We start from the raw sequence: 13,756 nt of genomic DNA on the forward strand, positions 1-13,756 counted from the left end.
CTCAGCACCATCGCGCATAACCTGAGCACTGAATCGACAACAAACCTTAACCGGGCGATCAGTGAGTTAGGCGAATGAAGAAAAAAGCACTTTCAGTAGGAGTAGGCATAGCGCTATCGGCGTGCAGTTTTATGCTGCCTGCTAATGCCGAAAAACTCACCACTATTCAAGTGTGCCCCGCCGGCGAGTTTAAGCCCCGAGACGGCCGGCCAATGGCCGTACCCGCTTGGCGTATTGACCAAGCCAGCGCCCAGCACGTTATTGCGCGCTTTAACCAACGCGCCACTCCGTTAGTCATTGATTACGAACACCAAACCCTACGCAAAGAAGAGAACGGCCAACCCGCACCAGCGGCGGCATGGTTTCGTGCTTTGGAGTGGCGCGAAGGCGCCGGCTTGTTTGCCGAGGTAGAGCTAACCGACAGCGCACGGCAAGCCATTGCCAACCGTGAGTACTTATTTTTTTCACCCGTGTTTCGTTTTGACGCTAAGACCGGCGATGTATTAGCGATTGAAATGGGCGCATTTACGAACACCCCGGCAATTGACGGCATGGAGGCGATGAGCCTACGCGCTGCCGCTTGTTTTGGGGCGACCCTGGAGGACGACAGCGTGAACGAACATTTAAAGAAACTGCTCGCAAAATTTGGCTTGCAAGCAAACACCGATGCCGAGGCCGTAGTGGCGCTAAGTGCGCACTTTGACCAAGCCGAAAACCACAACCCACTTAAAGCCGTGTGCGGCGCGCTGGGTGTGGATGAAGCCACCGACGAGCAAACACTGGTAGCCGCCTGTACCGCGCTTAAAACCAAAGCCGATGCGGGCACCACCGATAACCCAGACCCAACCAAGTACGCACCCGTTGCCGCGCTTACCTCACTGCAAACGCAAGTGACCGCGCTTAGCGCCAGCCTACAAGCCCGTGATGCCGCCGATGTAAATGCGCTAATAGATGGCGCCCTAGAAGACGGCCGTTTAACCAAAGGGCTAGAGACCTGGGCGCGCGACTTGGGCAAAAAAGATGTGGCCGCACTGAACAGCTACCTGGGCGCGGCTAAGCCTTTAAAAGATGTGCTGGCCAGCCAGACAAACGGTACCGCCCCCGTTGCCGACAACGAGCACGGCTTAACCGCCGATGAGATTGCCGTGTGCAGCAACATGGGCATTACCCAAGAAGATTACGCCGCCGCGAAAAAGGTGTAACGAACCCCCAAGGGCGTGAGGTGTTTCCGGAGCACCCTGAACAAACCGGCTCGATTTTTTACTCGTTACTTTTAGCACTGCAGAGGAGATGCCGTCATGGCACTAGCACAAGACCGTATGACCAAGCGCCGGGCCGGTGATCGCTTTAACGATCCGGTAGCCGCAGCCACAACCATTTATACCGGCGCGTTGGTAGTGCTGGATGCCAGCGGCAACGCCGCACCGGGTAGCACCGCCACCGGTTTAAAAGCCCGAGGGCTTTGTACCGAGCGCGCCGACAACAGCAGTGGCGCTGCCGGTGATATTGGCGTGGAAACCGAAACCGGCGTGTTTTGTTTTGCCAACAGCGCCGGCGCTGATGAGATTGACCGCTCAGATATTAAAGGCACCGCTTACATCGTTGACGACGAAACCGTAGCGGCCACCGATGGCTCTAGTAGCCGATCGGCAGCCGGCGTGATTGAAGACGTAGACGACGCGGGTGTGTGGGTGCGTATCGGCGCCTAAGCCGAAAAACCACAAACCGCTTAACCCGCGCCCAGCGCGAAAACCTTTTTTACCAGGAGCAACACCATGATTGTTAACCGCCAAAACTTAAAAATGTTATTTACCGCCTTTAAATCCGCTTTTGACAAAGCGTTTGAAGGCGCCGTTATTGACCACGACCGCTTGGTGCTGGAAGTTAAATCCACCACTGGCGTAGAAGAGTACGCGTGGCTGGGTAGCACAACCCAATTCCGCGAATGGGTGGGTGATCGCGTTATCCAGGCGTTAAAGCAACACGGCTACAGCATTAAAAATAAATCGTTTGAGAACACCGTGGGCGTAGCGCGCGACAACATCGAAGACGACCAGTACGGTGTTTACACCCCGCTAATGGCACAGCTGGGGCAAGACGCTAAAGAGCACCCAGCGCAGTTGGTATACGCACTGTTAGCCGGCGGCTTTACCGGCAAGTGCTACGACGGCCAACCGTTTTTTGATACCGACCACCCCGTACTAAACGCCGCCGGTCAAGAAACCAGCGTAAGTAACTTTGCCGGTGGCTCGGGTACCGCGTGGTACTTGATAGACGATACCCGCCATATTAAGCCGCTGATTTACCAAAACCGTAAGCCCTACAACTTTGTGATGATGGACCAGGAGAAAGACGAAAACGTCTTTATGCGCAAAGAGTATTTGTACGGTGTAGATGCGCGTTTGAACGTGGGTTACGGCCTATGGCAGTTGGCTTATGCCAGCAAGCAAGAGCTAACCCCCGCCAACTTTAACGCCGCTTACGCGGCTATGCAGGGCTTAAAAGGTGACAACGGCCGCCCATTGGGTATTCGCCCTAAGTTGCTGGTGGTACCGCCATCGCTGCGCGCCAAAGCGCTTGATATCGTTAAAGCAGAGCGTGCGGCCAACGGTGCCACCAACATCAATCGCGATGTCGTGGACGTACTTAGCACGCCTTGGCTGCAGTAAGCCTTGGTTGTACTAACCAAAGCTGCCTATTGCTAACGCCGCTTAAAACAGCGGCGTTAACTAACCCCACTTTTTGATTTAGGAGTACTCCCATGGCCGCACGTAAAAATACCGCGCCTAAAGCACCTGCCTCTAAAGCCACGGCGCCAGCCAAAGCGGAAGAAGTAAAAGCCACGACAACTGACGCAACCACTACAGCTGAGGCGAAGCAACCCGACGCGCCTATTACCGGCGCTGAGGCATCGGTAACAACCGCTACCGATGACGCAGATGGCTCTGCAGCTGCCACAGCCGAAACCACCAACGGCAATAACGCTAAAGCGCCAGAGCCAAAAGAGCCGGAGAAAAAAGAGCCGGAGAAAAAAGAGCCTGAAACGGCAGCCGCGCCAAAAGGCGAAGCCCCTGCGCTGTTTATTAAATCGCGCCAAGCCACCGGCTTTAGACGTTGCGGTATGCGCTTTACGCCCGAGGGGCACGGTGTTGCGTTAGAGCTGCTGAGCGATGATCAGATCGACACGCTAAAAGCCGATGCGAATCTGATTGTTGACGAGTGCACGATTCCCGCTAGCGCTTAAACCTTTAACGTAGAGGCAGACCATGCAGTACATCACCACCACCGATCTGGCCGATTTACCCGGCGCGGTAGAGCTGGCCCAAGTGGCCACGGCCACCCACCAGCGGGTGGTGGCCGATAGCCTAATGGAAGCCACGCTACGCAACACCGACCGCACCGAATTTGATGCGGACGATATCGCGGTAGCCGACGATGCGTTGGCCCGTATTACCGCCGCCGTAGCGCAAGCCGAGGCGCTTATTGATGGTTACCTGGTAAAGCGAGGCTACAACGTACCGCTGGCCACCGTGCCCCTGTTAGTGACCGGCTGGACACGCGACATTGCCCGCTACTACTTGCACAAAGATCGGTTAAGCGCTGAAGGCACAGACCCCATTTTGCGCGGCTACCGCGATGCCATGAAGCTGCTGCAACAAATTGTCGAGGGTAAATTTAGCCTGGGCGGTAACGACCCAGTAGCCACCAGCCCTAACAAATTGGATGTGCGTTTTAACTACGACACCAAAGCGTTTAGCCGCCGCGAGCTAAAGGCTTTTAGATGAGTAACGAGCCGCTAAACACAGAAGTTATCGAGCAGCGCCTGCGCGATGAGCTTGCCCACATTGAAAACTTTCAAGTGGGCGGCGCGGCCGATTATGCGGCGGTTAAAGATTTAGGCAGCTTCCGTTGCCCCAGTGCCTTTGTTGTACCCACAAGAGAAAGCGCTACTAACGATGAAGCGCGCCACACCTACCAGGTAACCGCCGGCTTTGGTGTGGTGGTTGCGGTTAGGCATTACGGCAGCGTCAGCGGTACCAAAGCGATCGCCGAGGCCCGCCCGCTGATAGGTGCCATACGTACCGCGCTGGTGGGCTGGATGCCACAAAATCGTGAGTTTAGAGAATGCCTATGGCTAGAGGGTGATGTGCTGGATTACGACGCCGGCACGCTCTTGTGGGCCGATGCATTTAAAACCAAATTCTTTATTAACAGGAGCTAACCGTGACTAAAAAAACTGACGTTACCAGCACTGAGGGTGCAGCACCAAACCCCACACAGGCACCCAAAAAAACACCCGCTAAGCCGGTTAAAACCGACAACAGCAAAAACGGCTATTTAGCCTCGCGCCGCGCGGCACGCCGTAAAGCCAAGTAGCACCAACCCTAAACCCCACTGACCCGGAGAAACGACATGGGCGAGAAAATTTACGAACAGGACACAGTCTGTGTTGCCGGTGTAGAAACCACCTACGGCACAGATGCCACCCCAACCGCTGCCGCCAACGCCATGCGCGTAAAGGTCGATTTAACATTGCTCGATGGCGACCAAGAGGCGTTGGAGTACGACGCCGGCCGTGGTGGCAGTAAAGGCAGTATTCAGCGCAACAAACGCATTAGTGGCAGCTTGACCGGTTACCTGGCCGGCAGTGGCGAGGCCGGTGTAGCGCCGGCCATTGCACCCTTGCTGCAAATGGCCGGTTTGCTGCCCACCGTAACCGCCGATACCGATGTGACCTACACGCCGGTATCGACCGACCACGACAGCTGCACGCTGATTGTGTACCGGGGCAAAATCAAGCACGGCGTGCTGGGCGCGCGCTGCAACATGGAGATGAGCTTAGGCCCCGATGCACTGCCCAAAATTACCTTTAATAATTTGATGGGTTTGTACGTACCCCCCGAGCAAGTGGCTGGGTTCCAAAACGCTGACTTTACCGCCTTTACTACACCGCTGGTAACCGACCCGGTATCCATTACCACCATGACCTTTTTTGGCCAAAGCGTAAACATGAGCAGCCTGATGTTTAAGCAAGGCAACAACGTCGTGTACCGCAGCGTGACCAACGATGAGAGCGTGCAAATTACCGAGCGTAAACCGCAAATCGAGATCACCTTTGAAGAGCCATTGGTGGATGATTTTGATTGGTGGAGCAAGCTCAGCACCTACGGCGCGTTAGCGTATCAGTTGGGTGAAGATGTGACCGACGAGGGCAACATTTTTGAGCTGGCGATTCCCAACCTGCAAATTAACAGCATTGAGCCGACCATTATTGATGGCATTAGTCACCTAAAAATTGTGGCCGATGTGGTACCCACCGAGCGCGATAACGACTTTGAACTGATTTGGCGTTAAGCCGCGCCGGCAAAAACCTAACACCGGCAAGGATGCCGCCCCTTTACGCACACAGTAAGAGATTACCGCCCTATGAAAATGAACATTAAAGCCCTTGCCCAGCAGAAATTTAAAGCATTGGTAGAAGTGAAGTTCCCCACCGAGGAGTTGAACGAAGACAACCAGCCGGTATTCGGCACCGCCCGATTCATTGGCCACTATCGTTGCCTTAGCGTGCCTGAAGCGCGTGAGCATTTAACCGAGCTGGAGGCGCTGCGCGAAGCTGGTGATACCTATACCGCTATTAATCTCGGCGCAGACCAGGTGAAAAAGTTTTTTGTGGGCTTTGAGCCGGTAAAGGGCGAAGAGCTGCCCTTTACCGATGATGAGGACAAGCCTCTAACCAATACCCCCGAGAACATAGAGCTGATGCTGTGCAGCCGCGAAGTGCGCGATGCACTGCAAAGAACCTATACCGAGGCGCGTAAGGGAGACGTGATTGGAAAAAACTCGAAGCCGTCGCCCGCTGGTGGGCAGGCGGCGAAGTCAAAAACTCTAACCGCGTAGCCGAATCGCTAGAGGCAGCCGGCGCGCCGCCCGAGGTTGTCGCCAAGGTGCGCCAGGGCGATGCCTGCGGGCCAGAGATACAACCGTCCAACGAAATAACGGTAGCGCTGTTTTTTAAATGCAGTACCCAGTGGGTGTACGCCGGTATGAGCGGCACCCGAACAGGGTTGAACTACCCCGGTGTAGAAAGCCGGGCTCGTATATTTCCCGATTACCGAGACTTATCCATTGAGCTGCAAGACCGGGTATGGGACGGCCTGCAGCGCATGGAGCTGGCCGCGCTAAAACAATGGCAAAGCAAACGATGAGCGAGCAACGATGAGTGACCTGAAACTATCCATCAAGTTGACGACCGAAGGCGGCAAAGTTGTCGTTAAGGAAATCGACGGCGTAGAGCAAGCAGCAACCGATGCCGCCCATGCGCTTGATAAAACGGATAAGTCAGGTCGCAAAGCTAAGCAGGGTTTAGACCAGGCCGGCAAAGGCGCCCGCGAAACCGATAACGCCATTGACAGGCTAAACAAGCGCCTTACCCAAGCCGTGACGGTAGGCGCACTTTTTTACGCGGGCATGAGAGCATTCCAGGGTGTGCGGGTGATGGCGGATATCGCCGACGACACCAACGTATTGCGCCAGCGGGTTAGAACAGCCACCAAAGAAACGGGTGAGTTCTACGAGGTTTGGGATGCACTGTATACGAATGCGCAGGACAACGGCGCCGCTATGCAAAGCACCGTGGAGTTATTTCAGCGCCTAAGCATTGGTAAAAAAGAGCTGCAAGCCAGCACCGAAGAAATGTTGGTGTTTACCGATGCGGTGCAGCAACTCGGGGTTATAGGTGGCTCTAGCACTGAAGCCATGAAGTTTGGCTTGGGCCAACTTAGCCAAGCCATGAGCGGCGATATCGTTCGGGCTGAAGAATTTAACTCTGTTCTGGAAAACATCCCCGAGTTAGCCCAGCGTGTTGCCGAGGGCATGGGCGATTTGGGCGTGGGCGAATTGCGCCGCATGGTTCTTGAGGGTGAGGTGCTGAGTAAGGATGTATTTCAAGCAATCCTTTCACAAATTCCCGAGATAAACGCTGAATTTGAAGGCCTAGATCCTACGTTGCGGCGCACCCGCACGGCATTCGATAACGCCTTTGGCTCGGCTCTGGCACGCTTTGATGAAGCCTCTGGCGCAACTCAGGGTTGGATTACGCTGCTACAAACTGCCACCGATGCCTTAGACGGTATGGATACCGATGAGATGCAGGCGGCGTTATCGGCGGCATTGCAAACCGGCGAGCTGCTGGCTTATACCCTAACCGCAGTGGGTACTGTAGCGCTGGCAAAATACGCGGCGGCACAACTGCCTGTGATCCGTAACACCTTGTTTATGAATACCGCCTCGGTACGCACCGTAAACGCTTTGGGCCAAGTGCGCGTTGCCGCTGCTACCAGCACGGTATCGATGAACGCGCTGGGCATGGCGACACGGTTTGCGCTGGGGCCGATAGGTTTGTTAATAGCCACCGCCGGCTTGGCGGTAACAGCGTTTAGCAGCTACTACGATGGCGCCACTGACGCGCAACGTGTAACCAAAGAGTTGGCCACCGAGTTAGATGGCGCGACGCAAAATTTTAACGCGTTGTCCGATGCGACCATTGAGCAAGCCATTGCTGGTAACGCGGCCAAATTGGAAACCGCTCGCGAGAAGGTAGCGGACTTACGAGCTGAGCTTAAACAAGCTGAAGTTGATTGGCGCGCGCAGGCAGAGGCTGCACGCACAACCGGCGCAATGAATGCCTCAGCCGGACAGCAGATGATGCTGAGCGCGCTCAAACAAAAAGAGCGGATGGAGGAGCTTCAGGGCGCTGTGGCCAGTGCAGCGGGTGCTCACCAAGATTTACGCCGCCAAAACGAGAAGCTGAACGAGCAGTTAAAAAAGAACCGTGAAAACCGTGCCGCTGGGGAAGAAAAAGCCGAGGCAGAAGCGCTAACAAAAGCCATGCTCAGCCTTTATAACGCGCAGCGCTTAAACGCAGCGGCTGTAGATGAGCAAGGCCGTGCGCTTGACGGTATTGATTTAGAGCTGTTTAAAGCAGAGTTTGAAAAAGCCAAAGAGCTTCCAGAAGACGCCACGGCCGCGATACGTGAATTTGCCAAGGCCAGTGCAGCGGCGCAAGCGAGCTTGGCGCTAGACGCGCACTTAGACCAACTGCGTGAGCAAATAGGTTTGATGGACGTTCGCCTAGAAAAAGGCCAAGCCGAAGCCGACATACAAAAGCAACTTGCGCAGTACACCGGCGCCAGCCCTGAGCAGCTTGAAACACTGCGTGAAGAAATAGCGTTAATTACCCGCAAGCAAGCCCTTGCCGACGATCAAACCACGCTGGAATCGTTACGCGCTGAAACCGACCTACTGCGCATCCGCCTAGAACAAGGCGAAGACGAGTACGCCATTCAAAAAGCATTATTCCAACTTAAAGGCGGCAACCCCGACACCCTAGCCGCCATCGAGGACGAGCTGCGTGCCCAGCAAGAGCTTAACGAGCAAATCCGCATTACCGAAGAGCTAGCCGGTGGCGGCTTTGGCGACATGCGCGATGAGCTGGGCGAGATATCGGACGCGGTAAAAGAGCTTGGTGGTAATTTTGTCAACGCGTTTGGTGATGCAGCTGCGCTTCTGGATGCAATGACCGAGTCCCAAGCGGATTACGCAAAAGGATTGGAAAAAATTGCAAAAGAGCGAGTCGAGGTTAATACCCTTTGGGCCGATAGCGCGGACAAACAAGCAAAATTAAACGAACTCCAGCAGCGCGAAACCGCACTGAATCGCCAAAACTATACCGACCAAATAAGCCAATACGGCGCGCTTGCCGGCGCTGCCTCTGAGATGTTCGGTGTGCAATCACGCGAGCGTGAGAACCTGCACAAAATCGAGATGGCCTTTGGTGCGGTTGAGCTGGCTATGGCGTTGCAAAAAGCCTCGGCCAACGCGCTAACCGCCATCACCAGCAGTTTTGCCGCACCGTTCCCTGTTAACTTTGCGGCCGGCGCCGCTATGATCGGCATTATGGCCGGTTTGGGTGTGTTTAACGGTGGCGGCAACGTGAACATGAATCTCGCCGCTGACCGGCAAGACGCACAAGGCACTGGCACCGTGCTGGGTGACAGCACTGCAAAAAGCAGCTCGATAGAAAACACGTTTGACCGCATTGAAGAGCTAGAGCTAGACCAGTACCAAGAGCTGCGCCAGATTAATGAAAATATTAAGGCGTTAAGCGGCGGCATATCGCGGTTAGCGATTAGCCTGGTACAGGATGCCGGCCGCTTTAACGATGCATCGTATTCCGGGCAATTGGGTACCCGCAGTAACATTAACACCGGTGGGCTATTCGAAGACGCCGGTGTGTTGGGCACCCAGATGCTTGACCCACTTTTAGGCACCGCCCTGGGCAACTGGATTGGCGACCCACTGGGCGGCTTAATTGATGACGTTTTCGGCGGCTTTAGCGAAACCACCCGCGAGCTGATTGATAGCGGCATTACCTTTGATGCCCAAACGATGGGCCAAGTACTCGCCAGCGGCACGATAGAGGCCAGCTACTACAACGTTATAAAAGAGACCGAGAGCAGCTGGTGGGGCCTGAGTGAAGACAGCAGCCAAAACACCGAGTACAGCGGTATCAATGCCGCTGTGCGCGCAAGCATGGGCAAGCTGTTTGGCTACGTGGGCGGCTCGGTTACCGATGCGATCGACATACTCGGGTTAAACCCGCAAAACATGATCGACAACTTTGCGATCGACTTACCTAACGTTAGCTTTAAAGACTTAAGCGGCGACGAAATTGAGGCAGAGCTGCAAGCCATTTTTAGCCAGCAAGCCGACCTTATGACTCAGTACCTGGTGCCAGGCGTTGAGCAATACCAAAAAATGAATGAGGGCCTATACGAAACACTGTTACGCGTGGCACAAGAACAAGCCGTGTACAACGCGCAAATGGATGCGCTGGGTTTAACCATGGGCAGCGCAGCCGGCATTACCGCCGCTGCACAACTGGAGATATCGCAAAGCATTATCACCCTAACCGGCGGCATCGAAGCGTTTAGAGATGCGACGGCTGACTACCTAAATGCCTTTTACAGTGGTGCTGAACAGTTTGATTACTTGAGCGGCACCCTGCAGCAAACTTTTACTGACCTTGGCCAACCGTTGCCCGCTACGCGCGACGGTTTTAGGGCGCTGGTAGACGGCATAGACCGCACAACCACCAGTGGCCAACAACTGTTTGCCACGCTATTGCAACTTGCCCCGAGCATGGATGAGTTTTACAGCGTACTGAATGACCGCGCCGAGTTTGAGACCAGCATGGCAGGTGAGTTGACCGCCCTGGACGCGACCGCGCTGCAGCAATCGCTTACCGACTTAAACGCCTGGTACGACGAACAAATTGCGGCCGCTGAAGAGCTGGGCGCCGAGACCACCATGCTCGAACGTTTATACGGCCGCAAACGCGCTGACATTATTGCCGACGAACTTGCCGCGATTAACGAGCAACACACCACCGCTGCAGAAAAACTGGTAAGCGAATACGAGCAAGTGTTTGGTCGCATCGACAGTTTAGCCAGCAGTATTAGCGGTGACATTTTAAGCATCCAGCGCGCCGGCGTCGGCTGGAATGAAGTTGGGTACCAGAACGGCATTATTGGTGACTTGCGCGGCAACTTAGGTGTGGGCGACGCGAGCGACCAAATCGGCACTATTGAAGGTTTACAGAGCGCGATTATGGCGCGCTATGAAGCCGAGATGGCCCGCAATAGCGAATTGCAACAGGCCGAGCAAGCCCGTCACCAGCAGCTGCAAGCGGCCGCACAGCAGCGCTACCAAGCTGAAAAAGCCGCATACGATGCCATGCGCAACGCCGCCGACCAGCTGCTGCAAGCCGCCGATGCGATGCTGCTTAGTGCCGCTAGCCCCGCGTTATTGGGTAGCCAACTGAGTGAGGCGCAAAGCCAGTTCAGCAACTTATCTAGCAAGGCGCAAGGCGGCGATGCGGATGCAGCCGGACAACTGCAGGGCGTGGGCAGCAGTTACTTAGACATTGCAAAATCGTACTACGCACAGGGCTCTGACGAGTACAAAGCGATTTTTGAGCAGATCCAAAACGCGTACCGCAACGTCGGCGCAACGGTACCCGATGAGCCGCCCGAGCCTGTCGTGCCCAGCGTTGTTCGCAACTATCAAAGCCGCGATGCGAAGCTACAGCAAAGCGCCATTAACGAGCTGACCGAGCTGCAAACACTGCTCGATGACTTGCGCGAGCAAGAGCAAACCGCGCTGGAAGCACAGCAAGCCGAGATGCTGGCAACCCAAGAGGCACAGATTGCCGCCGTAAACCAATCCACAGCCGATATTGTTAACGCGATACAAACCACCCAGGCGCGCGAGACAGACCGCATGATTATGGAAATGCGTTTTCAACGCGATGAAGCCCGCAAGCAAAGCGCTAGCGTAGTTAAAGAGCTGGGCCGTGTGCGTAGTGAGCTAAACCGCACGCAAGACGTGATATATAACGACCGGAGAACTGGCTAATGCTGTTTAGTGAATGGCTAAAAACGCCGGCGCTCGATCGCTGTTATTTGATCGAGATGGACTACCTGCTGGCCGGCACCGAGTACACACTGCGCCGCAGCACGCACCCATACCGCACCGCCGCCATCGACACCCCGGCGTTAACGCCTTACCCGGATACTATTTTGAGTTTGCCGGAATTTGACCGCGAAATGAGCGAAGCCTTTATTGGTGTGAGCCGGGTTGCCATTGGTGAGCTTGAATTGTTTTTAGATGAAGAGCTACAAGCCTTGGTTGGCGCGGCCGTTTTTGGTGGCCGTGAATTTAGAATGTACGTAGGTGATGCCAGTTGGCCCCTGGCCGACTTTGGGCAAATTGTGGTTGGTCGCATCGAGCAATTAGAAGCCGCCAGCTACGACCACGCAAAGCTAACGTTTCGCGATCGTGCCGCGTTGTTTGACCGGCCCGTACAGCAAAACACATTGGCCACCGGCCCCAGCACCGGCAAGCCCATACCACTTTGCTATGGCCAATGTTTTAACGTAAGCCCAGTACTGATAGACCACACGATTAAAAAGTACCATGTACACGACGGAGCCGTGCAAGCCATTACTGATGTGCGCGAGAACGGCATGAGCATACCGTTTACCGCCGATGTAGCCACCGGCACCTTTACCCTGGCAAACAACGCCACCGGCCGGGTTACCGCTGACGTGGAAGGTGCTGTTGTAGGCGGCACTTATTTAGCAACGGCCGACGATTTAATGGCGCACCTGGTTACCGACGTAATGGGCCTAGCCGCGCCCATTGGCGATACGCTGCCGGCTTACACCTTGGGCTTGTACATAGTGGATGAAACCACGGTTGCGGATGCCCTGGACAAGATTGCCGCCAGCGTTGGCGCTGCATGGTTTTTTAACCGCTTAAACCAGGTCGCGTTGGTGCATTTTGATGGGCTTCAAATGACCAGCGACAGCCTAACGCCGGATGATATTGAGGATGAAAGCCTGCTACCGGTACGCCGGATTGCACCGGCCAAAACCATCACACTCGGCTACCAGCGCAACTGGACGCCCCAAGCAGACGGTTTAGCGGGGTCGATCCGTGAGAACGAGCCCGAGCTGGCCACGCTGTACGAGCAAACCGAGAGCGTTGTAGTGAGCACCAACGCGGGCATCACCACGAACTACCCGGACGCGGCTGACATTACCGTGAGCACGCTCATAGCAACAGAAACCGACGCCGCCCTCGAGGCCGTCCGCCGCGCCGGTATAGCAGCAACCCCGCACACAATTTTTGAGCTGGCCGCGTTTGCCAGCCCATTTGCGATGCAGCTGGGCCAGAGCATTAGCATCCAATACCCACAGTATTTTGCCGCCGGTGGCGATGCGCTTATTACCCGGTTAACGGACTTACCCGAAGAAAACAGCGTGCGCATGGAGGTATGGCAGTGAGCAATAACATGCGGATGTTGATTGATAATTTATGGGATGAAGCCACTTTAAGCGTGGCCACCGGCACCGAGGTGAGCAGCTTACCGGTGGCTAACTCGCAAGTGTACGGCCGCAGTAAAACTGCAGCCATTACGCCCAATGGCGCGGGTACCTCTCAGTTTACGTTTGAGCTAGACGCGCTCCAGCTGATTGACGGGCTGGTGTTGTACCGGCATTGGCTGAGTGACCTTGCGACGTGGCGAGTGGAGCTTTTTGATGACGTAGGGTTAACCGGCACGCAAGTCTATGACTCGGGCACTGTGCCCGCTGTGGCAACAAAAACGCTAGGTGAGCTTGACTGGTTAGTAGACACGCTTGTGGTGAGTGTATTTGGCAATTGGCCGTTTAAGTTTAGCCAGTGTTGGCTAGCACCGACGTTTGCACGCAGCGGGCGCATTACGATCACTGACAACGCTGCTCGAGACGGACTGCACGAGTTTGACCGCGTTTTTTTGGGCCGCAGCTTTAAGCCAACGTTTAACTTTAGTTACGGGCACCAGCACCAATGGCTAAGCGCGGAGGCGCAGCGCGTAACAGCCGCACAATCGGTTTTTAGCACTGATCGCCCGCGCAACCGACGTTTTGCTTTTGCCTTAGATTACCTAAGCGACCAAGAGCGTCCGCACATGAGCGAGGCATTCCGCACTGTAGGCATTACTAAGGATTTTTTTATTAGCATGTTCCCGCAGGCGGGTGGCCGCACAGAAATTGAATACGCCATGAGCGCAAAATTTGTCAGTAATCCAGCACTCACCGGCACCTTTTTTAACAATTTTACCGCACCTATTGAAGTGAGAGAGGCATAA

Annotated in this window: 13 protein-coding genes; all 13 read left to right on the forward strand. The window is 55.1% G+C overall.

Translation table 11 applies throughout. The features are described 5' to 3' along the window. Nucleotides 1-74 precede the first annotated feature (74 nt). Nucleotides 75-1,202, forward strand: a complete 1,128-nt coding sequence (locus tag AACY82_RS02820) for a phage protease (RefSeq protein ID WP_339615239.1) — start codon at nucleotides 75-77, stop codon at nucleotides 1,200-1,202. Between the two features lie 96 nt (nucleotides 1,203-1,298). Beyond that, the gene (locus tag AACY82_RS02825; RefSeq protein WP_339615240.1) at nucleotides 1,299-1,709 is read left to right on the forward strand and encodes a hypothetical protein; all 411 of its coding nucleotides are present in this window, start codon (nucleotides 1,299-1,301) and stop codon (nucleotides 1,707-1,709) included. A 66-nt stretch (nucleotides 1,710-1,775) separates the two neighbouring features. After that, complete coding sequence (locus AACY82_RS02830; RefSeq protein WP_339615241.1) at nucleotides 1,776-2,669, forward strand: Mu-like prophage major head subunit gpT family protein; 894 nt, start codon at nucleotides 1,776-1,778, stop codon at nucleotides 2,667-2,669. Nucleotides 2,670-2,761: 92 nt separating this feature from the next. Further along, nucleotides 2,762-3,244 (forward strand): HI1506-related protein, encoded by a 483-nt coding sequence (locus AACY82_RS02835; protein ID WP_339615242.1) that lies wholly within the window; start codon nucleotides 2,762-2,764, stop codon nucleotides 3,242-3,244. A gap of 22 nt (nucleotides 3,245-3,266) precedes the next feature. Continuing rightward, on the forward strand, nucleotides 3,267-3,785 hold the full coding sequence (locus AACY82_RS02840) for a DUF1320 domain-containing protein (protein ID WP_339615243.1): 519 nt from the start codon (nucleotides 3,267-3,269) through the stop codon (nucleotides 3,783-3,785). Beyond that, nucleotides 3,782-4,222, forward strand: a complete 441-nt coding sequence (locus AACY82_RS02845; protein ID WP_339615244.1) for a hypothetical protein — start codon at nucleotides 3,782-3,784, stop codon at nucleotides 4,220-4,222. The genes AACY82_RS02840 and AACY82_RS02845 overlap by 4 nt, the downstream gene beginning before the upstream one ends. A 2-nt stretch (nucleotides 4,223-4,224) precedes the next feature. Next, nucleotides 4,225-4,377 (forward strand): hypothetical protein, encoded by a 153-nt coding sequence (locus AACY82_RS02850; protein ID WP_339615245.1) that lies wholly within the window; start codon nucleotides 4,225-4,227, stop codon nucleotides 4,375-4,377. Between the two features lie 36 nt (nucleotides 4,378-4,413). Continuing rightward, nucleotides 4,414-5,355, forward strand: coding sequence for a phage tail tube protein (locus AACY82_RS02855; protein ID WP_339615246.1), 942 nt, complete (start codon nucleotides 4,414-4,416; stop codon nucleotides 5,353-5,355). Between the two features lie 72 nt (nucleotides 5,356-5,427). Continuing rightward, nucleotides 5,428-5,901, forward strand: a complete 474-nt coding sequence (locus tag AACY82_RS02860) for a hypothetical protein (RefSeq protein WP_339615247.1) — start codon at nucleotides 5,428-5,430, stop codon at nucleotides 5,899-5,901. Between the two features lie 47 nt (nucleotides 5,902-5,948). Beyond that, nucleotides 5,949-6,209, forward strand: coding sequence for a DUF1799 domain-containing protein (locus tag AACY82_RS02865; protein WP_339615248.1), 261 nt, complete (start codon nucleotides 5,949-5,951; stop codon nucleotides 6,207-6,209). Between the two features lie 10 nt (nucleotides 6,210-6,219). Next, nucleotides 6,220-11,478, forward strand: coding sequence for a tape measure protein (locus tag AACY82_RS02870; protein ID WP_339615249.1), 5,259 nt, complete (start codon nucleotides 6,220-6,222; stop codon nucleotides 11,476-11,478). Continuing rightward, nucleotides 11,478-12,911, forward strand: a complete 1,434-nt coding sequence (locus AACY82_RS02875) for a hypothetical protein (RefSeq protein ID WP_339615250.1) — start codon at nucleotides 11,478-11,480, stop codon at nucleotides 12,909-12,911. Before AACY82_RS02870 ends, AACY82_RS02875 begins: the two co-directional genes overlap by 1 nt. Continuing rightward, a complete protein-coding gene (locus tag AACY82_RS02880; protein WP_339615251.1) occupies nucleotides 12,908-13,756 on the forward strand; it encodes a hypothetical protein in 849 nt (282 codons plus the stop codon). The genes AACY82_RS02875 and AACY82_RS02880 overlap by 4 nt, the downstream gene beginning before the upstream one ends.

The organism is uncultured Gilvimarinus sp. (assembly GCF_963972205.1).
GTDB lineage: Bacteria > Pseudomonadota > Gammaproteobacteria > Pseudomonadales > Cellvibrionaceae > Gilvimarinus > Gilvimarinus japonicus.

Coding starts and splice junctions, on each gene's coding strand:
- AACY82_RS02820 (WP_339615239.1), top strand. CDS start 75: ATGAAGAAAAAAGCACTTTCAGTAGGAGTAGGCATAGCGCTATCGGCG.
- AACY82_RS02825 (WP_339615240.1), top strand. CDS start 1,299: ATGGCACTAGCACAAGACCGTATGACCAAGCGCCGGGCCGGTGATCGC.
- AACY82_RS02830 (WP_339615241.1), top strand. CDS start 1,776: ATGATTGTTAACCGCCAAAACTTAAAAATGTTATTTACCGCCTTTAAA.
- AACY82_RS02875 (WP_339615250.1), top strand. CDS start 11,478: ATGCTGTTTAGTGAATGGCTAAAAACGCCGGCGCTCGATCGCTGTTAT.
- AACY82_RS02860 (WP_339615247.1), top strand. CDS start 5,428: ATGAAAATGAACATTAAAGCCCTTGCCCAGCAGAAATTTAAAGCATTG.
- AACY82_RS02870 (WP_339615249.1), top strand. CDS start 6,220: ATGAGTGACCTGAAACTATCCATCAAGTTGACGACCGAAGGCGGCAAA.
- AACY82_RS02845 (WP_339615244.1), top strand. CDS start 3,782: ATGAGTAACGAGCCGCTAAACACAGAAGTTATCGAGCAGCGCCTGCGC.
- AACY82_RS02855 (WP_339615246.1), top strand. CDS start 4,414: ATGGGCGAGAAAATTTACGAACAGGACACAGTCTGTGTTGCCGGTGTA.
- AACY82_RS02840 (WP_339615243.1), top strand. CDS start 3,267: ATGCAGTACATCACCACCACCGATCTGGCCGATTTACCCGGCGCGGTA.
- AACY82_RS02835 (WP_339615242.1), top strand. CDS start 2,762: ATGGCCGCACGTAAAAATACCGCGCCTAAAGCACCTGCCTCTAAAGCC.